23 protein-coding genes and 1 tRNA gene are annotated in these 20,918 nt (G+C 65.2%); 13 read left to right on the forward strand and 11 right to left on the reverse strand.

All coding sequences use genetic code 11. The features are described 5' to 3' along the window. Positions 1 to 66: 66 nt before the first annotated feature. From MOX02_RS21390 to MOX02_RS21405, 4 genes are all read right to left on the reverse strand, one after another. On the reverse strand, positions 67 to 3,279 hold the full coding sequence (locus MOX02_RS21390; RefSeq protein ID WP_147027823.1) for an efflux RND transporter permease subunit: 3,213 nt from the start codon (positions 3,277 to 3,279) through the stop codon (positions 67 to 69). 125 nt (positions 3,280 to 3,404) lie between these two features. Next, on the reverse strand, positions 3,405 to 4,553 hold the full coding sequence (locus MOX02_RS21395) for an efflux RND transporter periplasmic adaptor subunit (protein WP_147027852.1): 1,149 nt from the start codon (positions 4,551 to 4,553) through the stop codon (positions 3,405 to 3,407). A gap of 125 nt (positions 4,554 to 4,678) precedes the next feature. Next, on the reverse strand, positions 4,679 to 4,999 hold the full coding sequence (locus MOX02_RS21400) for a rhodanese-like domain-containing protein (protein ID WP_147027824.1): 321 nt from the start codon (positions 4,997 to 4,999) through the stop codon (positions 4,679 to 4,681). A 186-nt stretch (positions 5,000 to 5,185) separates the two neighbouring features. After that, positions 5,186 to 6,472: a glycosyltransferase family 4 protein gene (locus MOX02_RS21405; RefSeq protein ID WP_147027825.1), complete on the reverse strand. Its 1,287-nt coding sequence runs from the start codon at positions 6,470 to 6,472 to the stop codon at positions 5,186 to 5,188. 146 nt (positions 6,473 to 6,618) lie between these two features. On the opposite strand from MOX02_RS21405, the gene MOX02_RS21410 reads away from it, so the two are divergent. From MOX02_RS21410 to MOX02_RS21435, 6 genes are all read left to right on the forward strand, one after another. Then, positions 6,619 to 6,696: transfer RNA gene (locus tag MOX02_RS21410), tRNA-Pro, on the forward strand. A 622-nt stretch (positions 6,697 to 7,318) separates the two neighbouring features. Next, positions 7,319 to 7,546: a chemotaxis protein CheB gene (locus tag MOX02_RS32280; protein ID WP_238178919.1), complete on the forward strand. Its 228-nt coding sequence runs from the start codon at positions 7,319 to 7,321 to the stop codon at positions 7,544 to 7,546. Between the two features lie 388 nt (positions 7,547 to 7,934). Continuing rightward, positions 7,935 to 8,396, forward strand: a complete 462-nt coding sequence (locus MOX02_RS21420) for a hypothetical protein (RefSeq protein ID WP_147027827.1) — start codon at positions 7,935 to 7,937, stop codon at positions 8,394 to 8,396. A 54-nt stretch (positions 8,397 to 8,450) separates the two neighbouring features. Then, positions 8,451 to 9,539, forward strand: a complete 1,089-nt coding sequence (locus MOX02_RS21425; RefSeq protein ID WP_147027828.1) for an HlyD family secretion protein — start codon at positions 8,451 to 8,453, stop codon at positions 9,537 to 9,539. After that, complete coding sequence (locus MOX02_RS21430) at positions 9,529 to 10,593, forward strand: DUF2955 domain-containing protein (RefSeq protein ID WP_147027829.1); 1,065 nt, start codon at positions 9,529 to 9,531, stop codon at positions 10,591 to 10,593. The genes MOX02_RS21425 and MOX02_RS21430 overlap by 11 nt, the downstream gene beginning before the upstream one ends. Beyond that, positions 10,590 to 11,918, forward strand: a complete 1,329-nt coding sequence (locus MOX02_RS21435; protein ID WP_147027830.1) for a TAXI family TRAP transporter solute-binding subunit — start codon at positions 10,590 to 10,592, stop codon at positions 11,916 to 11,918. The genes MOX02_RS21430 and MOX02_RS21435 overlap by 4 nt, the downstream gene beginning before the upstream one ends. A gap of 414 nt (positions 11,919 to 12,332) precedes the next feature. Here MOX02_RS21435 and MOX02_RS21440 read toward each other — a convergent pair whose 3' ends face one another. From MOX02_RS21440 to MOX02_RS21475, 4 genes are all read right to left on the reverse strand, one after another. Then, complete coding sequence (locus MOX02_RS21440) at positions 12,333 to 12,623, reverse strand: hypothetical protein (protein WP_147027831.1); 291 nt, start codon at positions 12,621 to 12,623, stop codon at positions 12,333 to 12,335. Between the two features lie 326 nt (positions 12,624 to 12,949). Beyond that, positions 12,950 to 13,144, reverse strand: coding sequence for a hypothetical protein (locus tag MOX02_RS21445; RefSeq protein ID WP_147027832.1), 195 nt, complete (start codon positions 13,142 to 13,144; stop codon positions 12,950 to 12,952). Between the two features lie 515 nt (positions 13,145 to 13,659). After that, entirely contained in the window at positions 13,660 to 14,229 is a 570-nt protein-coding gene (locus MOX02_RS21450; RefSeq protein WP_147027833.1) for a plasmid pRiA4b ORF-3 family protein, read from the reverse strand. A 1,908-nt stretch (positions 14,230 to 16,137) separates the two neighbouring features. Beyond that, positions 16,138 to 16,338, reverse strand: a complete 201-nt coding sequence (locus MOX02_RS21475) for a hypothetical protein (protein ID WP_147027837.1) — start codon at positions 16,336 to 16,338, stop codon at positions 16,138 to 16,140. Positions 16,339 to 16,367: 29 nt separating this feature from the next. On the opposite strand from MOX02_RS21475, the gene MOX02_RS21480 reads away from it, so the two are divergent. Beyond that, positions 16,368 to 16,565 carry a hypothetical protein gene (locus MOX02_RS21480; RefSeq protein WP_147027838.1) on the forward strand — a complete coding sequence of 66 codons (198 nt, stop codon included), beginning with the start codon at positions 16,368 to 16,370 and terminating at the stop codon, positions 16,563 to 16,565. A 118-nt stretch (positions 16,566 to 16,683) separates the two neighbouring features. Here MOX02_RS21480 and MOX02_RS31430 read toward each other — a convergent pair whose 3' ends face one another. Continuing rightward, positions 16,684 to 17,193: a hypothetical protein gene (locus tag MOX02_RS31430; RefSeq protein WP_170267949.1), complete on the reverse strand. Its 510-nt coding sequence runs from the start codon at positions 17,191 to 17,193 to the stop codon at positions 16,684 to 16,686. A gap of 348 nt (positions 17,194 to 17,541) precedes the next feature. Between MOX02_RS31430 and MOX02_RS21490 the strand changes: the two genes are divergently transcribed. Beyond that, positions 17,542 to 17,895 carry a hypothetical protein gene (locus MOX02_RS21490; RefSeq protein ID WP_147027840.1) on the forward strand — a complete coding sequence of 118 codons (354 nt, stop codon included), beginning with the start codon at positions 17,542 to 17,544 and terminating at the stop codon, positions 17,893 to 17,895. A gap of 109 nt (positions 17,896 to 18,004) precedes the next feature. Here MOX02_RS21490 and MOX02_RS21495 read toward each other — a convergent pair whose 3' ends face one another. Beyond that, the gene (locus MOX02_RS21495; protein WP_147027841.1) at positions 18,005 to 18,232 is read right to left on the reverse strand and encodes a hypothetical protein; all 228 of its coding nucleotides are present in this window, start codon (positions 18,230 to 18,232) and stop codon (positions 18,005 to 18,007) included. Positions 18,233 to 18,348: 116 nt separating this feature from the next. Between MOX02_RS21495 and MOX02_RS21500 the strand changes: the two genes are divergently transcribed. Next, a complete protein-coding gene (locus tag MOX02_RS21500; RefSeq protein ID WP_147027842.1) occupies positions 18,349 to 18,564 on the forward strand; it encodes a hypothetical protein in 216 nt (71 codons plus the stop codon). Between the two features lie 19 nt (positions 18,565 to 18,583). Continuing rightward, the gene (locus MOX02_RS21505; RefSeq protein WP_147027843.1) at positions 18,584 to 18,790 is read left to right on the forward strand and encodes a hypothetical protein; all 207 of its coding nucleotides are present in this window, start codon (positions 18,584 to 18,586) and stop codon (positions 18,788 to 18,790) included. Between the two features lie 104 nt (positions 18,791 to 18,894). Here MOX02_RS21505 and MOX02_RS21510 read toward each other — a convergent pair whose 3' ends face one another. Further along, a complete protein-coding gene (locus MOX02_RS21510) occupies positions 18,895 to 19,422 on the reverse strand; it encodes a hypothetical protein (protein WP_147027844.1) in 528 nt (175 codons plus the stop codon). A gap of 165 nt (positions 19,423 to 19,587) precedes the next feature. Here MOX02_RS21510 and MOX02_RS21515 point away from each other — a divergent pair, with 165 nt between their 5' ends. The 3 genes from MOX02_RS21515 to MOX02_RS21525 are packed head-to-tail and all read left to right on the forward strand — an operon-like array spanning position 19,588 to position 20,398. Further along, positions 19,588 to 19,863 (forward strand): DUF6522 family protein, encoded by a 276-nt coding sequence (locus MOX02_RS21515; protein ID WP_147027845.1) that lies wholly within the window; start codon positions 19,588 to 19,590, stop codon positions 19,861 to 19,863. Positions 19,864 to 19,887: 24 nt separating this feature from the next. Then, positions 19,888 to 20,112 (forward strand): hypothetical protein, encoded by a 225-nt coding sequence (locus MOX02_RS21520; protein ID WP_147027846.1) that lies wholly within the window; start codon positions 19,888 to 19,890, stop codon positions 20,110 to 20,112. Between the two features lie 43 nt (positions 20,113 to 20,155). Continuing rightward, positions 20,156 to 20,398 carry a DUF6522 family protein gene (locus MOX02_RS21525; RefSeq protein ID WP_147027847.1) on the forward strand — a complete coding sequence of 81 codons (243 nt, stop codon included), beginning with the start codon at positions 20,156 to 20,158 and terminating at the stop codon, positions 20,396 to 20,398. Positions 20,399 to 20,918 lie beyond the last annotated feature (520 nt).

The following is a 20,918-nucleotide window of genomic DNA, read 5'->3' on the forward strand; positions in this document are numbered from 1 at the left end:
GCCCCGCCCCAGTGCCGAATCGACACGGGAGCGGGGCCGCGGGACGCCTCCGATGTGGGCCGGCCCTCAGGGATGGGCCGGCGTCGCGTGCGGGTCGTGCTTGTCCGGCGTCGTGTTCTGCGGGTCCTTCCCGCGCTTGCGCGCGATCCAGATCAGCACGTTGCGGATCACCACGTAGAAGACCGGCGTCAGGAACAGGCCGAAGAAGGTGGCGCCGATCATGCCGAAGAACACGGCGGTGCCGAGCGCCTGACGCATCTCGGCGCCGGGGCCCGTCGCGATGACGAGGGGCAGCACGCCGAGGATGAAGGCGAAGGCCGTCATCAGGATCGGGCGCAGGCGCAGGCGGCAGGCCTCCACGGCGGCGGCCACCGGCCCCTTGTGCTCGGTCTCCTCGATCTGGTGAGCGAACTCCACGATCAGGATCGCGTTCTTCGCCGCCAGACCGATGAGCACGATGAGCCCGATCTGCGTGAGGATGTTGTTGTCCTGCCCTCGCAACTGCACTCCGAACAGCGCGGCGAGCACGCCTGTCGGAACCACCAGGATGATCGCCAGCGGCAGCGCCCAGGATTCGTACTGCGCGGCCAGCACCAGGAAGACGAGGAGCACGCCGAGGGCGAAGACGTAGATCGCCGTGCCGCCCGCCGCCTTCTGCTGGTAGGCGATCTCGGTCCAGTCGTAGGCGTAGCCCTCGGGCAGCGCCTTCTTGGCCATATCCTCCATCGCGTCGAGGGCCTGGCCCGTCGAGATGCCGGGCTTGGCCGTGCCCTGGATCGGCACCGAGTAGAACAGGTTGAACCGCTGCACGATCTGCGGGCCGGTGATCTCGCGGATCTGGGCCAGTGTCCCCATCGGCACGAGCGCGCCGGTGGAGGAGCGGACCTTGAGCTGCGTGATGTCCTCCTGGCTGACGCGGAAGGGCGCGTCGGCCTGCACGCGGACCTGATAGATGCGGCCGAGCGTGTTGAAGTCGTTCACGTAGGCGCCGCCGAGGTTCGACTGCAGCGTCGAGAAGACGTTGGCGAGCGGCACGTTGAGCATCCGCGCCACCGTGCGGTCGATGTCGATGAAGAGCTGCGGCGTGTCGTTGCCGAAGGTCGTGAAGACCCGCTGCACCTCGTTGCTCTGGTTCGCCTGGCCGATCAGCTCGCCGGCGGCCGCCAGGAGCGGCCCGATCGACGAGGATTGCCGGCTCTCGATCTGCATCTTGAAGCCGCCGCCCGTGCCGAGGCCGCGCACCGGCGGGGGCGGGATCACGATGATGCGCGCCTCCTGGATGCCGGCTGTGGCCTTGAGCACGTCGCCCGTGACCACGGCGGCGCTGCGCCCCTGCGCCGCCCGCTCCTTGGCGTTCTTCAGCGTCAGGAACATCACCGCCGCGTTGGTGGTGTTCGTGAAGGTGGCGCCGTCGAAGCCCGCGATGATGACGGTGTTCGTCACCCCGTCGACGCCGCGCGCGATCTCGGCGGCCTTCGTCACCACGGCGGTCGTGCGGTCGAGGGAGGCGCCCGAGGGGAGCTGCACGACGCCGATCAGGTAGCCCTGGTCCTGGTCCGGGATGAAGCCGGTCGGCGTCGTCTGCGCGAGGTGGATCGTCCCCGCGATCGAGGCGGCGTAGACGAGGAGCATCGCGATCAGGCCGACCGCGTTCGCCGTGAGGAAGCGGATGGTCGCGGCGTAGCCGTGCGAGAGCTTGTCGAACGCCTTGTTGAAGCCGTTGGCCAGCCAGTTCACGAAGCGCGTCAGGAAGAACTTCGGCTGCGCGTGCGCGTGGTGGGGCTTCAGGAGCAGCTTGCAGAGCGCGGGCGAGAGCGTCAGCGAGTTGAAGGCAGAGATGATCGTCGAGGCCGCGATGGTGAGCGCGAACTGCTTGTAGAACTGGCCCGAGATGCCGGGGATGAACGCGGTCGGGATGAACACCGCCGCGAGCACCAGCGCGATGGCGACGACCGCGCCGCCGACCTCGTCCATGGTCTTGTGCGCCGCTTCGCCGGGGGAGAGCCCCTCGGCCATGTTGCGCTCGACGTTCTCCACCACGACGATCGCGTCGTCGACCACGATGCCGATGGCGAGGACGAGGCCGAACAGCGTCAGGTTGTTGAGCGAGAAGCCAAGTGCCGCCATCACCGCGAAGGTGCCGACGAGCGAGACGGGAATCGCGATGACCGGGATCAGCGCGGTGCGCCAGCTCTGCAGGAAGACGAGCACCACGATGACCACGAGGGCGACCGCCTCGAACAGGGTCTTGTAGACCTCGTGGATCGACTCCTCGATGAACTCGGTCGGGTTGTAGGCGATGCGGTACTCGACGTCCGGCGGGAAGTTCGCCTTCAGCCGCTCCATCGTCGCCTTCACCGAGGCGGCCGCGGCGAGCGCGTTGGTGCCGGGGCGCTGGAAGGCGCCGATGCCGACCGCGGGGGTCGCGTTGAGGAAGGAGTTCGTCGTGTAGTCCTTCTGGCCCATCTCGACGCGAGCGATGTCCTTCAGGCGCACGAGGCGCCCGTCGCTCGCCTTCACGATCACGCTGGCGAACTCGTCGGGCGTCTGGAAGCGCCCCTGCGACTGCACCACGAGCTGGAAGGCCGAGGAGGAGGGGGCCGGCGGCGCGCCGAGGGCGCCGGCCGCCACCTGCACGTTCTGCTCCTGCAGGGCGCCGATGACGTCGGTGGTCGAGAGTCCGTAGGCGGCGAGCTTGTTCGGGTCGAGCCAGATGCGCTCCGCGTACTCGTTGCCGCCGAAGATCGTGATGTCTCCCACGCCGTCGAGGCGGAGCATCTCGTCGCGGATGTTCAGGTAGATGTAGTTCGCGAGGTAGTTCTGGTCGTAGGTCTTGTTCGGCGAGAGCAGGTGCACGACCAGCATCAGGTCGGGCGAGGCCTTGCGTACCGTGACGCCGAGGTTGCGCACGTCCGGCGGCAGGCGGGGCTGGGCCACCGAGAGCCGGTTCTGCACGAGGACGTTCGCGATATCGAGGTTGGTGCCGACCTTGAACGTCACGGTCAGCTGCATGTTGCCGTCGTTCGTGGAGAGCGACGTCATGTAGAGCATGTTGTCGACGCCGTTGATCTCCTGCTCGATCGGCGTCGCGATGGTGGCTGCCACCGTCTCGGCGTTGGCGCCCGGATAGGAGGCGCGCACCGTCACCGTCGGCGGCACGATCTCGGGGTACTGCGAGACCGGCAGCGACTCGTAGGCGACGTAGCCGAGGATCAGGAAGATGATCGACGTGACCGACGCGAAGATCGGGCGATCGACGAAGAAATGGGCAAAACGCATCGGTCAAACCTCTCGCCGCGCGGCGCCTCGCGGCGGCCTGCGGCCTGCGTCGTCAGCGGCGCGACGCCCGGGGTGACGGCCCCGGGCGGCGATCGTCGGTCGTCGTTCGGACGCCCCTCGGCGCCTCAGCTGCGGGTCGGCGGCAGCGTCTTCATCTCGGGCGTCACCTTGGCGCCGGGGCGCACGCGGGTGAGGCCGTTGATCACGATGGTCTCGTCGCCCTTGAGCCCGTCGCGGATCACCCGGTAGCCGTCGACCTTCGGCCCGAGCTTGACCTCCTGGGCCGAGGCGGTGCCGTCGTCGGCGATCACGTAGACGATGCGCTTGTCCTGGTTCGCCGAGACCGCCTCGTCGGGCAGCATGATGCCCCGGAAGGGCTTCGTCGCCGGCAGCGAGACGATGCCGAACAGGCCCGGCTTGATGAAATTGTCCGGGTTCTCGACGGTGGCGCGCAGCAGCACCGTGCCGGTCTGGTTGTCGACGCGGTTGTCCACGAAGTCGAGCGTGCCCTTGCGGGTCGGCTTGTCCTCGCCGGTGAGCGCGATCAGGATCGGCACGCCCTGGCCCCGCTGCGAGGCGCCCATGCCGATGCCGAGGCTGCCCTGGTACTTCAGGAAGGAGCGCTCATCGACCGTGAAGCCGAAATAGATCGGGTCGAGCGAGACGATCGTCGTCAGCAGCGTCTGGTCCGTGATGACGATGTTGCCCTCGGTGACGAGGCGGCGGCTGATGCGCCCGCTGATCGGCGAGCGGACCTCGGTGAAGTCGTAGTTGAGCTGCGCCTGCCGGAGCGCGGCCTCGGCGTTGTCGACGTCGGCCTGCGCGGTCTGCGAGGCTTGGCGCCGCTGGTCGGTGACCTGCTCGGAGATGTTGCCCGAGCGGCTCAGCGTCTGGGCGCGCTCCAGGTCCGTCTGCGTGAAGTTCAGCCGGGCCTTGGCCGAGGTCAGCGTCGCCGTCGCTTGGTCGAGCGCCGCCTTGTAGGGGCGACGGTCGATCACGAAGAGCAGGTCGCCCTTCTTCACGTTGGCGCCGTCCTGGAAGGCGATCTTGTCGAGGTAGCCGGTGACCCGGGCGCGCACCTCCACGATCTCGACCGGGTCGAAGCGGCCCGTGTAGGAATCGCGCTCGACGATCTCGCGGACCACGGGCTTCGCCACGGTGACGGTGGGCGGCGGGCCGCCGGGCGCTTGGGCGCGGGCCGGCGCGGCGAGACTCGCGGACAGGAGCGATGCCCCCAGCCCGGCCGCCAGGAGGAGCTTCGAGAACCGGCGCATGTGCATGATGGGTTTCCCTACGCTCCGCGCCCTACTCGGCCAAGCGGCGCCGCGTCGTGCGCCACCGCACACGCCCTGCGTGCGGGTGGGATGAGATCGGCCGACCATGCCGCCCGTCGGTCCCGTCACTCGACGGGTTCACCGGCGCCGAGCCAGTCCTTGAAGCCGCCGCGGTAATGGGCCTCGATCGGCAGCCCCGCCTGCTGGGCCGCCGCAAGGGCGTGCACCGAGCGGACGCCCGAGGCGCAGGAGAAGACGGGCCTGCGCGCGTCGTTGGCGATGAGTTCGGCGAGCGCGCCCGTGTCGAAGCTCGACAGCGGGTGCAGCACCGCGCCCGGGATGTGTCCGCTCTCGAACTCGTGGGGCTCGCGCACGTCGATCAGCAGGAGGGCGTCGTCGGCCAATCCCTGCTTGATCGTGTCCCGGTCCAGATCGACGATCTTCATCCCATCCATCCCTGTCAGTCTGCGCGCGGCCGGCGCCGCGGTCCGAGGCATCCATAGCCGACGGGGCGGGTGGGATGCGATGGGGGCGGGGACGCGTGTCCGGCGCTTCGGCCCGGACGGAAGTACGGCGGGTACTTGGCTGACGTCTTTCCATATTCGTCAGCCGTCACCGGCGCAACTCGGGCCTCACCGGCGAAGAGTGCCGAGCGCCGCCTCGACCCGCTGGAAATGGCCCGTCCATGTGGGCGGAGCGTATCCGATCAGGCCGGCGGAGAGCTCGCTCCGCCGGCGCGAGCCCGGCTCGCTCAGCTCCGCGACCGCCCGCCGCCAGCCCGGCCCGTCGAGCGGGTCGAGGAAGGCGGCGAAGGGGCCGCCGACCTCCCGGTGGACCGGGATGTCCGAGGCGACCACTGGCAGCCCGCTCGCGGCCGCCTCGACGACGGGAAGGCCGTAGCCTTCCGTGAAGGAGGGCATGAGCAGCGCCGTCGCCGAGCGCATCAGGGCGCCCAGGCCGTGGGTCGACAGTCCGGAGACCTCGACCACGCTGTCGCGGATCGCGGCGCAGCGGTCGAGCAGGTCGACGATGTTCTCCGCCTCCCAGCCGCGGCGCCCGACGAGGACGAGGCGGGGCGCGCCCACGCCGAGTTCCTGCGAGAGGCTGCGCCAGAGATGGAGCAGGAGCAGATGGTTCTTGCGCGGCTCGATCGTGCCGCAGACGAGAAAGGTCGGCCGGTCGAGGTCGATCCGCGGCCCCTCGGGGCGGAAGGCCGGCTCGATGCCGAGATGCCCCACCGTGATGCCGGGCACCGGCAGCCCGCCGTCCGCGATGTGCCGGGCCACCTGCGCGCCGACATCGGCGGAGTTCACGACGATGTGGGCGGCGTGGCGCGCCACCGTCTCCATCCGCAGGCGGTGGCGCTCCGACTCGCGCGGCCGCCCGTACTCGGGGTGGGTGATCGGGATGAGGTCGTGCAGGAAGAAGACCGGGCGGATGTCGGGGCGGTCGTAGAGCCAGTCGAAGCGTTCCGGCCGATCGAGGCGCAGGTGCGAGGTGTGCAGATAGAGCGTCCCGTGGGGGAGCGCCTCGGGCCCTTCCGCCCGCAGCGTGCTCAGCGCCGTCTCGATCTGGATCCGGCGCCGCCGCAATCCGTCGCCGCTCGCCGCTGCCCGGTGCGGCGCCGTCGCCGCCGTGCACGCGCCGAGCCGCGCCGCGAGGCGGCGGTACACGGGGTCGTCCTCCGCCTCGATATCCTCGACCCAGCCGGCGACGACGGCGTCGACGATCCGCGCCGCGCGCCCGCGGTCGACGACCCGGGGCCCGAGAGCGGTGGTGACGAGGCCGAAGCGCGGGCCCGCACCCGCGAGCGCCCAGCGCGCATAGGCGAGATCGACCCGGTCGATGCCGCTCGGGCTCGCGTGCCGCAGCCGCGTGATCAGGCGGGTGAGATCGAAGGCGACCGGTCTGTCCGTCATGAGCGTCCGGCGAGGGTGAAAGGGCGTTGCGGGCCGCCCGGGTTACCTCTCCGGGACCGCCGCCGCCAGCACCCTGTGCGGCCGTGCGGATGGGGGTTGCGCCCGCGGAACCGGAAAGCTAAGACGCGCAGGCCCTCTCGGGGCGTCGGAGCGTAGCGCAGCCCGGTTAGCGCACTAGTCTGGGGGACTAGGGGTCGGAGGTTCGAATCCTCTCGCTCCGACCATTTCACTCCAAGCACATAGCATCGAAACGCAGTGCTTGTGGCTTACTGGCTTTCACCGCCAGCAACCCCATAATAATCCACAGCGTCGATTTTGCCTCGGTCATGCCAACTCGCAGGGCACGGCGGTCCGCGCGAGCAATCGCAGTTTGCATGCAGCCCGGCAGCCGTGAGCTTCTATGCGAGGTGGGCCCGCCTTCATCGCGACGATTGAGTTCGTTCTATCCGCGCCGAGTGGGCTCGAGACGAGTCGCTCGCACTCGTAAAGCGTTCGCGATCACGCTGACCGAGGTCAGCGCTCGTGGGCGCCGTCAGGAAGGATGAGCCCGTTCTAGATGATTTGATCTTGCGATCGATGTTACTGCCACTCGTCATATGGCTTCGAGGATTTGGCCGATCGCGTGGGGCGGCTGCCTCGCGCGCTTCATTTCAGAGGCGATCAGCCAGATAGTGTACCCGGCCGACAAACAAGACACATGCAGCCCCTCTGCCCCACAGCCGAACCTTGGCTTCTGCCCGAGAAACACACCATCAGATCCAGGCCCTTCAGTCGTTTGAGACCGTTGTCTTCGATCCTCCGCAAGGCGGGCACGATCGCTTGGCTCTGGCAGGGAGCGCCACAGAAGTGCTGTCCGGCTCGCTCGATGACGGCTCGCGAGGGCTCGCGGCCATCAACGGCGTGGGCGGCCTCTCGATGGTTCTCACGCCCGACGCGCTACCCCTGCGCGGCATGCCGGAGAACGCGATTGCCTACGATGGTCCCATCAACCTGATCGGAAGCCCTGCTGAGATCGCGCAGGCCATCTGCGCAGCTGTCCAGCGGGTGCAGCCGATCCCTTCCGCATCAACCTGAGCACAGCCCGCGGATTCCGGTCGGCAGCGAAGCCGCTCAACCCTGTGCCTTTCAGCTGATGCAGCGATCACGAGCGAGCGGACGCTGGGCATCGTGGATGCCTTCTTGCTGCTCGAGGAAAGCAGATCGGGAGACAGGGCGCCAGCTGCCAGCGGCGTACCGAGTTCGTGCAGCCGAAGCAGTTGCAGTCGGAGGCCTCTTCACGCGCCGAGGAGCGCCCAGACTGAACCAGCGGCAGCACTCACCCTTCTTCGGCCAACAGGCAGACCAAGCAACCGATGTTGAGGATGCAGGTGATTGTCACTCCGGTTGGCTTCGACTTCGCTTAATTTTTATGTATGAATTCATTGCAAGTCGATTCGCAAACCATCGGCGGTCAGGCAGAGTCATGGCAACGCAGATTGACGATTTCTTGCCGCTATCGGCCGTTCCACCTTCTAACAATCAAAGACTTTTTGTAAGGTACTTTACCGCTATATTGATCGATCTAGTGGTGTTAAATTTATTTGCGGAGTACTCTGAAAACGTATTCGTTGAATCTTTCACGATATCGTTGCTTGCAGCTATTTTATTGCAAATCTTGCTGAAGTTGACCATTGTGGTTGAGCATTGGGTCGCCGAGTTCTTCAACGCAAGATCTGGAGCATTCATGCGATTCCTGCGCTTCTTCTGCGCTTGGCTAGTTATGTTCGGATCAAAGTTTGCTATATTGGAAGCTCTTGCTTTTGCATTCGGTGATAAAGTTCGATTTGAGGGCGCTTTTCACGGAATTGTCGCCTTGGTGATTGTAGTCGTCACGATGCTCATAGCTGAAGAGGCGATTGTGCGCTTCTACCGAAAGCTCAACTGAGAGGGCGCCTTACTCATGGACCGGATGTCAGGTGATCGAGAGAGCGACGGCTCCATGCCTGACCCACCAGCGCAAAGTCGAACCCGTACAAGAAACCCGGTACGCCGCATCACTCTGGTTGTCATCGCGATAGGCGCTGCTCTCTTCGCCTACGGCATCGCCGCTGATCGGGAGACACCTTACACATCACAGGGGCTGGTACAGGCCTACCTCGTGCGGATTGCTCCAGAAGTCGCCGGAAAGGTGACTGAAGTCGGCGTCCGCACCGACCAGCGCGTAGAGGCCGGCACGATCCTCTTCCGCATCGATCCGGATCAGTACGCCCTCGCCGTTCAGCGCGCCGAGGCGAACCTTGAAGCTGCTGGGCAGTCTATCGGTGCCTCGACGGCGGCCGTCGCATCGGCACAGGCCAATCTTGCCGCCGCGCTCTCGAAGCGAGAGAATGCGCGCGAGCAGACGGGGCGCATCTTCGAGCTGGTCAAGAAGGGCGTCTATGCCCAAGCACGTCAGCAGCAGGCGCAGACGGCGCTCGACTCGGCCGAAGCGGCAGTGTCCCAAGCCCAGGCTGAAGTTGAGAAGGCCCAGCAGACCCTTGGGCCGCAGGGCAAAGACAATCCCCAGATCCGAGAGGCCATGGGGGCGCTGGCGCAGGCCAATCTCGACCTCACGCGCACCACAGTCGTTGCTCCCTCTGACGGCGGCGTCACCAATCTCTCGCTTGCGGTCGGTCAGGTGCTCGGCAAGGGCGAGGCCGCCATGACCTACATCGACCTGCGCGAGGTTTGGATCGAGGCCGCGTTTCGCGAGAACAGCCTGGAGAGCATCAAAGTCGGCGACCCGGTCGAGATCGTTCTCGATATTCTCCCGGGCCGGGTGATCCCAGGACGGGTCGCAGCACTGGGCTACGGCGTCGGAAACCGCAGCGTCGATGCACGCACTGGCTTGCCGACCCCGCGCACCCAGAGCGGCTGGATCAGAACGCCTCAAACCATGCCGGTGCGGATTGAGTTCGATCGGGAAACCCGTCCCCTGCGGGTCGGCTCGCAGGCCAGCGTAATGGTCTTTCCCGACGACAACCCCGTGATGAACGCCATCGGTCGGTTCCGGATGCGGCTCATGGCCCTCCTGACCTATGTCCACTGACCTGACGAGCGGCTCAGAGCCTGTCGGTTTGCGTCGTGCCGCGCTCCGTCTCGCCGTTGGCGTAACCGCCTGCTTCGCGCTCGTCGAGGCACTCGGGTGGGACGCAACGTTCTTGGCTCCGATGCTGACGGCACAAATCCTCACGAAGATGCGGCAGCCGCCGAGCCTGCCCCAGGGCCTCGCTCTTATCCTCTTGGTCGGGTTGTCGACGGGGGCGGTCCTCGCAATCACAACGTCACTCCTCAGCCAGCCCGCCACCCTGATCCTTACCCTCGCTCTCCTGCTCTACCTGTCGTTCTATGCTCACTTGAGGGGCGCACCGAACCTCCTGACACTCCTCGTCCAGATCTCGGCAGTCTCCCTGCCAGTCCTCGCCGTCGCCTCACCCGACGCAGCCGTGAACTTTGCGGGTGCACTCACATCGGCGGGCATCGTAGCGGTGCTGACGACTTGGGCCGCGTTCGCAGCGTTCCCCGGAGACGCGACCGATTCTGGGCCTCAGGCGTCGGCAGGCGCCTCGGATGCTCCCGGCCCGCCTGAGGCAGCACGGGAGGCGCTCCTGAACACTCTCGTCCTGCTGCCAGTCCTGACAGAGTTCGTTCTCGTCGCGTCGGAACTCGCCGTCGTCGTGCTGATCGTCATCGTGAACCTGCTCCGTCAGCACGATCCCGAGCAGGGGCAGCGCGCGGCGTTGGGCCTCATCGTCGGCAACCTCATCGGCGGTTCGGCGGCGGCCGCCGTCTACAACTTGGTCCTGCTGAACGAGACCTTCCCGTTCTTCCTCGCGGTGTGCCTCGCGGCAACTCTGGCCTTTGCAGGCCGCATCGCGACCGCCGGCCAGCGTGCGCCGATCTACGTCATCGCCCTTTCAACCTTCATCCTTCTGTTGGGCCTTGGTTTGACACCGTTGCCGGGCGGTAGCGGCGAAGCCTTCGTCTCGCGGCTCACCAACGTCCTGTTGGCCTCCGCCTATGCTGTCGGGGCGGTTTCTGTCCTGGAGCTCTGGCGCATCCGACGCATCCACGACGGGCCCATCGGGCCCAGCGCGCAATGAGGCCCTTCCTCAAGATCGTCGCGGTCGTGGGAATGCTCTTCGCCGGGGTGGCGGCCGGTGCCTACACCCTGACGCGCTACCCCTCGCTCGTCTCGGCGAGATACACTTTGACCTTGGCGACCGGACCCGTCGGGAGCGACGGACAGAAGGTGCTCGCCGCCTTCATCCGCGATTTGTCCGCGGAGCATCCCCTTGTGCATTTGGTCCCCGTTCCGACGGACAGCCTGTCCCAGAGTGCGAAGTCCCTCACGGACGGCCGAGTCGATCTCGCCGTCGTGAGGAGCGACGACGAGGCGGCGGCGCACGGACGAACGATCTTCGTGCTGCGGCAGGACGGGGTCGCGGTTCTTCTGCCACCGGAAGCCAAGATCGAGAACGTGAGCGAGCTCGCGGGCAAGAAGCTTGCCCTGGCGAGGGGGTTCGATCCCGGCCTGCTCAAGGTCTTCACCGCCTTCTACGGCCTGCCTGCGTCAGACTTGATCGAGATGCCGCCGGCGGAATTCGGACCCGCGCTGAAGGCGAAGCGTGTTGCCGCCGCCCTTGTCACCGGGCCGATTGGTCCGGGGCCGATCCCGGACGCCTTCGCGAGCATTCGGAAGAGCTTCAAGTCCAGGCCGTCCTACCTGGACATCGCGGAAGCGGATGCCATCGTCGCCAGGTGGCCTGCCTATCAGTCGGTCGAGATCAAGCAAGGGACCTACGGGGGAACACCAACCGAACCCGCGGAAACGATCAACACCGTCGCCGTTCGCATCCTGCTCGTCTCTCGCGCCTCGTTGCCGGATCGCGTGGCAGGCGAACTCACACGGCTCTTGATGACGACGAAGGCGAAGCTCGCTGCGACCTTGCCGGCGGCAGCCCAGATGGAGGCTCCCGACACCGAGAGGTCCTCGCTGCTCCCCGTCCATCCCGGGACGCTGGCCTACCTGAACGGTGAACAGGAGAGCCTGCTGGACCAGACAGTCAACTTCTACTGGCTCGCCGTCATGGTCTTCGCCATCCTGGCACCGCTCGTGGGCTGGATCGCGTCCAGGAGCAGGCTGCGCCGCAGCAACGAGGCCCGGGCGAAACTTCGTCGAGTGGTTGAGCTTGTACGGCTGGCCCAGGTCGGCTCAGCCGAACAGCTGGCCGCTGCCGACGCAGAGCTCGAAGGCATGATGGACTGGCTCTTCGAGAGGCTCGCCGCGGGCGATATCCAGCGCGACGATTTCCAGCTCATGGAGCGGATCATCTCGCAATTGCGCGTGACCATCGAGAAGCGGCTCGGCGACCTTGCCGCCGCAGAAGCCACTCCGAAGTCTAGGCTCAAACAGGGTCTGACGTAAGCCGAGCACGCATGGCGGCCTCAGCCGTTAACACTGAGGGTGGAGCGGCGGAGATGGGCGTCACCAGCGTCGGTAGCGCCGGACACCGACTGCCCGCGGCCCGTAGTATCCGCGCCGGGCGACCCCCACCGCACGCGGGCCGTAGATCCCGCGCCGGACGCCCACCGCGCCACGGGGCCCGACACAGCCACCCGGTAGACACCACGGGTTGAGCCCTGACGCCACGATCCTCTCTCTGCATATTGCGACGGCCCCGACGCATGGCAGAGCAGGTTGCGCTGCATCATGCCCACTAGGCGAACGTCCGCTTCGGAGACACCGTCTGGATCGGCAGTACGGCGGGAATGGGCGCAAAGCGGACGATTTGCTTGCCGGCCGTGGGCAACGTTCTGTTCGTGGCACAGGCAGGTGCACTCATCCCTGGAGTTTCCCACGAGCAATGGCTTCCGCAAACTGAAGCGCTTCAAGAACGGCCTTCCCAGTGCGGTCGACCTCATCCTCGCCGGCGTTGTTCGCAAGCACGACCGCCACGGGGCGAGGGACTGATAGGGCCTCCGCGCAGACTGTTACCTGGAGTTCCTCTCCATATGGGGCTGCGACGCGGCGCAATCCGACGAGCAGGCCTGCGGCTTCTCCGAAGACCCGCTCCAGATCCGCCGCGTGTACTGGCTCACGCCTGAACGCGGGCTTGATGACATCGGCCATCTAATTTCTCCGAGGATGCCGAAGCAGGACGCGCCAGCATGCGCCTCGTTCCACCCGCCACACCGATTGCGCAGCCCGTCTTCCTGTGGCCGTTTGCGGCCCGTCCGCTTCGGAGCTTAGATCGTGAGAAAGCGGACGATTGGTGCGGTTCAGCTGAATGCCTCACATGACCCGATCTGCACCTTGGGTTTGCGCAACTCGAAGGTCCGTCTCCTGACAGCAAGCGGACCTCTTGCACGTAGGCAGCCACAACGCGCCGGCCTCAGGCTCCTATGTGCGCCGTTGCCGCCGGACTCACGCTAGTCGTTGGCGCCCTCGCTAACGGGTCAACGTCCTTCTCCCCCCAGCACCAGGCGCAGCGAGCGGGCGAGCTCGTCGCGGCGGTAGGGCTTGTTCAGGACCGGCATCTCGCCGTGGCCGATGACCTGACCTTCGTCGAGGTTCGCCACATAGCCTGACGTGAGCAGGACCTTGACGCCGGGCCGAAGCCGATTCAGCTTCAGGATCCGCTTGAGTGGCAATGCGCTTCAGGAACTCGGAGCATCCGGATCGCGCGGTCACGCAGCTGAGGAACGGCCTCGACTGCTGCAGCCACGTTGACCTTGTAGATATCCGCAAACACGCCGACCTTGTCCCAAGCATCAGAGCTTTTCTCTGCCAATCAACTATGCCGCGCCGATTACAGGGCCACTGGGTGGTGAGGCTTCAGCCCGATCACGTCCGCCTCTTCTTGGCTCAGCACCTCGCCGGCGGCGGTTATCTCACAAGCCGGTGCAACTCTCTCGTGAACCAATTCCGCAGCCACTTCAGCACTCTCCGAAAGGACTGCCCAACGCTTCGAAGCCGGCTCCGCGCCAGCGATCCTCGGCGACTGACAGGTGACCACGTGGGCTTGGAGGGTCTTGGTTTCGGTCGCGGTGTCCAAGGGCATGCTCACTCCGGAGGCACATTACGCCGAGCGCGGCCGATCCGTTCCCAAGCTAAACTGATCAGCCCACAGGAGTACCTGATTGGGTCGTCGCTGACTTTGCCTTGCCTAGCGCTTGGCGCGCACCAGCCTGCCCATTCGCGCCCGGATCATCTCGATATCCATCGTAGAAGGATCGAAGGAGCCGCCGCACCACTCTACCAGACTTGCGTGCTCGGGATGGTCCGGGTCCTCAAGGGCGTCCTGGAACTCCTCGTAGCCAAACGTGCCGCCGACATCCTCAGGTGGTGCTCGCCCCTCTCCCGCTAACAAGCGCGGGTACTCAGCCCCAGGGTCAGCCTCAAAGACCTCCTCGACTGTGATTGTGTGCTGCCAGTTGTCCCCGAAGTCGTAGGTGTAGGCGAATTGCCGGATGCCTTCCTCCCAGACTGCTCTGAGCGTCATCAACTCGGCACTGTAGGTCTCGGGTGTATCGAACTCCGCATCTGGTACGGTGTAGTGCTTGCCATCGATGCGGAAGCCGAACAGGTGCTCGTCCTCAAACGGCATCGCCGCCTGTATGACCTCATGCAGGCCCTTGAGGCTGATCGTGAGCGGCACCTCCACGGTGCGCCAGATCGCCGGCTCCGTGTCATCCAGCACGATGCGCAGGCGGGCGGTGCGATCCACGTGGCTCATAGCCCCAGGATAGCAGAAGGGCCGGCTACAGGATGCTCATCAGCCAGGATGGGCTCAGGATCAGTCCGCTCGCCGTAACAATCCAAGGCGCCGCAGTACCATCGTGCAGCGCTGCGCAGGCCCTGCGAAGGGCATCCCGCAGGGTCGCTACTTCCTCAGGCTCAGCAGCCTTGGACCCTTCACCCGTCTCCGGCCAGAGAGTCAGCGTAGCAGGTTGGTCCAAGTCGGACGCAAACGGCTCAGGTATGAGCACTTGTTCTGCTCCCTATTCCTGGCGCTGAGTAAACCCTCACCGGCTTCCTGAAACCGGCACCGCATCCGCCGGAGAGGGAACGTAGGCGCACCAGTTGCAGTAGCCCTTCTCGGCAGCCCTGGCGTCGTTCTTGTGCGAGCACTCCGGGCAGACATGCAGAGATAGGCGCCGCCCATCGGTGACCGCAAGCCCGCGTCCCCGGAACGTGATCGCGCCCTGAGGCAGGCCGTCAGTGGTCGTGTTGCTTGGCATGGGGCCCTCTGGGGGCCTGCCTGTAGCCGAAGGCATGAGCGTAGCGGAGTGCGCTTTTAGACGACCTGATGTGTGCCTGCGGCGGGCCTTTAGATGTTCAAGACGTGCGGCCGGAGCTTTGCCTGAGCCCAGCCGCACGCTTTCCTCGTGGCGTGCCAGCTCAGCGAGTTGGCGAAGGGCTGCCCTTGCCCGCCGCTCCCGGCGATGAGCCAGAGCCCGCGTCGTTTGCACCCGTGGTGTTTGAGGTGCCCGACCGGCTCTTGTCGCCTGTCGATTGGCCGCTGCCCGCTGCGCCTGGCGAAGAACCAGCGCCTGCATCATTCGGCCCCGTGCTGTTCACCGTACCAGATCGGCTGGTGCCCGAAGTGCCACCCTCAGCAGCAAGGGCTGCCGAGCCGAGGATGAGTGTGCCGGCGATGGCGAGTGTAATAGCCTTCATCAGCGTCTCCTGAAGTTCGCGCAGAGCATCTTGGTGCCAGGCGCGTTCACGAAAACGCGAGCTTGAGCTGTGCCGTTCCGGGCAGGTGCGTTCGGCTATGCTGCTGTCTTGCCTACTCCTGTAGGCTCAGGCTTTGCCGCCGGGACGGCGTACAGGCTCGGAGAGCGCCGCGCCGCGTAGTCTGCCCGGTGAGACCGTTCAAGATCCATCAGTGGCCGCATCTCAATCTCGGCTAGGTCAAGGAGCTTGGCATCCCGCCACCGGAGCTTGAAGGCGCTCTTGCGGAACCAACTCGGCTTCCTCTCCTCGATCAGGAGAACCAGCTTGCCTGTCCACGTCTTGCGGAACCAGAACCGGCCCGTCAGCGCCATAGCAGCACGCCTCCAGACACTCTGAGCCACGCTGGCCCGAGCCAATCTGATCATGCCCGAACGCTTCCGAGCACATAACAGCGCAGGTTAAGGCCGAGCTTCTTCAGCGTGGTGGTTAACTGTTCCAGGCCGGAGCCGACGCCCAGAATTCGAGCTGCGCTACTGACTGGCACCAACGAAGAGGGCGGCGGGAAAGCGTTGAAGGAGACAGGCGCCCTTCTGGACTGAGCTGGCAGTCAGCCTCAGATCAGCGCCACCAAAGGAGTGGGCTCTCCGAGCAAGCTCTTGGGTAATGCAATGCGCCGCTCAGGAGGCGGAGCGACCATCGGTTTGCAATCACCAGGACTCCGGGAGCGCGTGGTGACGGCGAGGGCGGCGAGCTAGCGCAGTCAGGCGGCCGCACATTTCAACATCACGACTGCCACGACCATTCCCTGGACGGCCGCCGTTGAGAAGCAATCCGCGCCGTCAACGCGAAGCCGCGGCTAACTGGGGAAAGTGACATGACCACTGGCCGGAATTCGACCGGACTGAGGTCGCACTAGGCACACTGAGATGAAGGTGGGCAGGCAGGGCGCTCGTCCCGCCGTTTGCTAAACATCAAGGGCTCGGATCAGTGCCCGTTGCGCCCGCGCAAGCCTGAGGGTCTGCTGAATTTCCAGTAGCACCTGCTCGGCGGCGGTGCGGGCCTCTGATTGGCCGGCGAGCGTAGCAATCAAGTCAATCTGACGATCCCAGCACCGCTCTGCCTCAGCAACATGCCTGGTTGCAGCGTCGAGTGGGCTTTCGCTCATGGGAGCCTCCGTGAGACCCGGAGGCGCTGATGGTGCTCGCGCATGGATCCGAGCGCGCGCTCGAAGCTGACGAGGGACGCATCGGCCGCAGCGGTATCGTGTCCGCCCGCTCGCAGGTAAGCGATGAATGCTCGCTGCAGGTCGCATCGTCGTGCGCCTTCAGCGAGATACAAGGTGGTGAGCGGAAGATTATCGATGGGCTGCCGGTCCATGACCCAGACTCCTGAGCACAGCCTCAGCTCACAACATTAGCATAGGTAAGCGTCTGCCTCCTAATCCGGCGGCTGTCCGCAAGACGGTTTTCAGCCCACCTCGCAATTCGCCTAATGCCACCCCATCTAGAAGCTACCCTCCGCGCAATCCCGTGCACTGGGTGACGACGGAGAGGCCATCATGGCTCATTCCACGAACAATGGCGCCGCTCAGGCGATCTCGGCGGTAGATTTCAACGAGCGCGTGAAGCGCATGCTGGTCGACAAGCCCGACCCGAAGAAGGGGAGGCAGTATCAGCGGACGCAGTTCCAGTCCAAGCGGCCAGCCCCGCAGAAGTAGTCCCACATCGCCATGGAATTTGATCCGGCCGAACTGGCGCATCTTCGCGAGATGCGCTGTCTCTCCGAAGATGAGCGCGGTCACACCATCTATGCTGGCCTCACTCGCCTCGAGTCCGAGGAGTATTTCGCGCTGACGCGACCCGGCGGCGCCGATCGCCATGAGGGTGAGGCGTCCAATGCTCATAATGCGCGACGCGCCCGTTTTCTGGCGCTGCATCACAGAACGAGAAACGCTCAACTCCGAGCCATGGCGCGCGCTCGATCGGCAGGCAACAACTTCAACGAACCGCTTGTTGTCCACGAGACGCCCACAGGTCCAGATGCGGAGGAAACATAAAGAAGCTCGCAATTCTGATGACTCTGGCGCTCGTGTGCGCCGGTCCCGTCCTCGCTCAGGGTCGACCAGCCGAGAACTCGTCGTCGTTTTCCGGAAACGTCGAGGAGAACAACAAGCCGCGCTCCAATTCAGCGGGCGGCGGCGGCGACCCGGGTAGCGGTCAGTGAGATTGCGGCATGAACTGGTGCTTAATCAAAGCCCGCCCGGGTCGCCGCGGCGGGCTTAGTTTTGCTGAGCGCCCTCCCGGGATGAACAAGGGCACCGCGACGAGGTTGGTCCGACAGTAGCGTATTGAGAAGGGTTCACGAGGCGATGCAAGACCTGCCGGACATCAAGGAGACAGGGGATCTGCGGGCTCTCCTCGACCGGCAGGACCGCCAGGTGCAGCAGGTGTACAGGGATTACCGCGCGAACCCGCCGCACCGGAGCCACAAGGCTCAGCTGGCGCGACAGGTACTCGGAGCTCGGCTGGCGCCAATGGTCTGGCAGGTCCGCAAGGCTCTGCTGGAAATCGGGGAGATCAAGGATCGCCCGGCCCCCAAGAGGCTGCCGGCGCTGCTCATCCAGCAAGTCCGACTCGTCCTGCTGGCCCACAGAGTTCAAAGGGGAATCCGGGTGCTGAGGGAGCGTCAGATCCTGTTGGACCAGTTGGCTCCGCAACTCTAACCGATCCTGCCGACACACCGAAGCGCGACGTGAGAGTACCACCCAGCCTCATGGCTGGCGGGACTGTTCGTTGTGGCTTTTGGAGATCGGATCTAACGCGCCGATGTGCTCAGGCTGTAGGCGGCATGACCTGGATCAGGATGAGGTTACCCTTCTTCACTGGAGCCGAGCCACCTGCGTAGGAGATCACGCCGACCACATCGCGGACAGCGCCATTAACAATGGCGGGCCCGTGGAGACGCATCAGCTCATTCTTCTCCAGATCGACAGGAAATCGCACCCAGAACTGATCCTGATGGTGCTCAACGCGGTCGACGATCTCGGCAGTCCACATCATCGCTCTAACGTGTCGATAGGCGCCGCTACGATCAAGCCTCGGCGGAGGAGCGGCGCGGCGAGCTACTCCTGGGCTGGGATGGGCGTGGTATAACCCTGGCCAGACAGGAGGCAGCCGTGCCCTGGTCTGTGACTGACGAGCTCGCCGTTACGAGGCGCCACCTCGCCGAGGAGGAGGCGCGCCGGTGCGCGCAAATCGCGCTCATCAAGACGCTGACCGAACGTGGACAGAGTGTCGTCGAGACCGAGCACGCGCTGCGCGAGACCGAGGCCAGCCTCATGACCTTGCGGGCGCGCCGCTCCTACCTTGAGGTCCTGCAGAGGCATCCGTGATGACGCATAGGGGTTGGCCATGGTCGATCTGCCGGAGGACACCCCGCTCGATGTTGTCGATCACCTCATCGCTGAGGCGGAGGAGCACCGCATCGAACAGGTCGCGCTCATCGAGCATCTGAGCCGACTGGCCCAGAGCACCGTCGATGCCGAGAGCCAGCTGAGCCAGATCGAAGAAATCCTCGCTACTCTGCTCCGCCGCCGCGCCTATCTTCAAGCCTCATAAGAGAACCCATGACTGTGGCCCAGTGCCTTCAGCACCGGAAGAGTGGCGCGGACAAGCATCCGCCCGCTCGCAGCTTGGGTTGAAGGCGCCGGCTTCGGTGAGGGTCATGCGGCACCTTGCTGTGGATCGAATTCGATGGCCCCCTCACCGAGATTGATGAAGGCATAGGGAGTTCCCGGGGCCTGCCGGACGCGAAAACCAAGAGCGTAGGCTGCCGCGAGGAACATGCCGTTCGGCACGTTGCCGCCCGTGATACGCTCAGCCGCGGACATCCAAGAGTGACTGGTCCGCTCGCGGTTGATCGCAGTCTGCACAAAGGGACTCGCGTAGCTGAGAAAGCGCGCGGCGCGTTCGAATGCCGCCACCAGCCCACGTCCCGTCATGCCGTCGCGCTCGCGCTCAAGCTGATGCGGCTCCCAGTTCCAGCCGTACGATGGATCGTGCCCGATGCCGGCCGGGTGCAGATCCGGATAGTCGCTTCGAACCGCGGCAATGGCCCCCACGGCATTGTCGCGGCCCGCTCCCCAGATCGCTGCGGTGTGAAGGGCCCTGATCGGCTGGCGCAGAACCTGGGCGCGCAGCTCGGTCAGGTTCTCGGTGGGTGCAGGCGGCGTCTGCTTGGCGCGTGTCAATGATGGATCTCTCAGGCTTGCCGATGAAGGGCTGTGAAGTTCGCTAGCACGTGTCAGTGAGGGTGGGGCCCGAGTCCTCGAGGTGAGCAAATCGCTGAAGCTCTCTGTCTGTGCTATCCTCAGTCTCAGCCCGCTCCTCCTGCCGAGCTGACGGAGGGCGCTCCGATGCGCTTCGATCGTGATGCGCGCGGCGAGTGGATTGTTGATCCGAATGAGCTTGCGGCCAAGCTCGGCATCACGCTCCGGCTGCTGCAAGACGAGAGCAACCTTGGCCTGGTTCACACACGGGTCGACGCTGGGCACGGCGGGAACGAAGGGCGGTCTCGCGTGACGGTGCGTTGCCGTGAGGCCACCTGGCGCGGTGTGTTCGACGAACAAGGGCGCTTGATCAACGAGTATCGATTTCGGGCGGATCAACCGCCAGATGGCGTGATTTGGTAGGCCGAACTTCCGAGGAGCCTGCTCATGACGGAAGAAGTCAGCCGCACGGAGCCCGCGCAGACCGCTCTCGACGCTTACACCTTTGCTGAGGGCGCAGGGCGGCGGTTGGAAGAGGGTGTGCCCTCCTGCGCGGTCATCGACCTGATCACCGACTTGCTCCTGCTCGCGCATCAGAGAGGACGCGACCCCCTCTTCATTGTTCGCAAGGCTGAGAGGCACCTGCTGGCCGAGATCGCAGCGTACGAGTGAACACAGCTCCGCGTCTGCCTCCGGTCGCATGGAGGACCATGGCATGCACTTTGAGCGAGATGCACGCGGCGACTGGGTGGTCGATCCGGAGCAGCTTGCTTCCAGGCTGGAGATCAAGCCCGAGCGCCTCCGGCACGAGTTGCGCCTTGGGCTGATCACCAGCCGCGTCGAGGCTGGGAAGGACGCTGACGAGGGGTGTTGGCGCGTGACGGTTCGGAGCCGCAAGGCAGCTTGGCAGGGCATCTTCAATGATGCTGGTCTTCTCGTCAGTGAGCGTCGGCTTTGATGCTGCGAGGCCTAGGCTTGCAGGTGGTCGCAGTTCTCATGAGGCGGATTACCCAAACCGTGCGATGATGATTCAGCGACAAGAGGAGATTGATCATGGCCTCGGAGAAAAAGCACGGAAACCGCGAAGCTAAGAAGCCCAAGAAGCCAGTGCCGAAGACGATTGCGGCAGCGCCATCCACGAAGGACATGGTCAGTGCGGCCGTCAAATCGGCTAGCAGGAAGTAGGTTTTGCAACTTCGGGCATGGTCAACGAAACCACCCCAGTGGCGGGGACGAACTTGGTGGCATTCCGCGCCTGCGGATGGTCATCTGCGCAGGTCGCCAACCGCCGCAGCGAGTGGCGGTTGAGGACGCGTGATCACGCAACTTGCTTGAGGCAATCGGCTCAAGCTAGCCCCATGCGTCTCAGAACGCGTGTCATCGGAGCAGACACCTCCCTCATGATGCTCACCGCAACGCCGGTGGTGCCACTCCAGTGGCCGGCCCCTTCGTCGTCGCCGGCACTTGCTCGCACAAGG

Source organism: Methylobacterium oxalidis, from assembly GCF_007992195.1.
GTDB classification, from domain to species: Bacteria; Pseudomonadota; Alphaproteobacteria; order Rhizobiales; family Beijerinckiaceae; genus Methylobacterium; species Methylobacterium oxalidis.